Origin of the sequence: Microbacterium sp. GbtcB4, from assembly GCF_019091465.1 — a bacterium.
Taxonomy (GTDB): domain Bacteria; phylum Actinomycetota; class Actinomycetes; order Actinomycetales; family Microbacteriaceae; genus Microbacterium; species Microbacterium paraoxydans.
The window spans coordinates 1-260 of the sequence record NZ_JAGXJJ010000225.1 but is presented as its reverse complement, the minus strand read 5'-3'; the positions used below and the strand labels follow the sequence as shown (position 1 = coordinate 260).

General features: G+C 73.5%; 1 protein-coding gene. It reads left to right on the top strand.

The features are described 5' to 3' along the window. Window positions 1-217: dihydroneopterin aldolase (locus tag KVS71_RS17770; RefSeq protein ID WP_217585196.1), on the top strand; the 217-nt coding region annotated here is incomplete at its 5' end. Window positions 218-260: the final 43 nt, after the last annotated feature.

The following is a 260-nucleotide window of genomic DNA, read 5'->3' as shown; positions in this document are numbered from 1 at the left end:
GGAGCGGGTGGCCGCCGTCGTCGCGGGGGAGCCGGTGAACCTCATCGTGACCCTGGCCGAGCGGATCGCGGACGTCGCCCTCGGCGACCGCCGCGTGCAGCAGGTGTCCGTGACGGTGCACAAGCCGCAGGCACCGATCGCCCCGATCTTCGTCGACGTGGCCGTGACGGTGCATCGGACTCGCGCTCCGGAGTCGCTGGAGGACATCACCACATGAGCCGCATCCTCACCCGCCCGCCGGAGGGGCCGGGCCCCCGAGC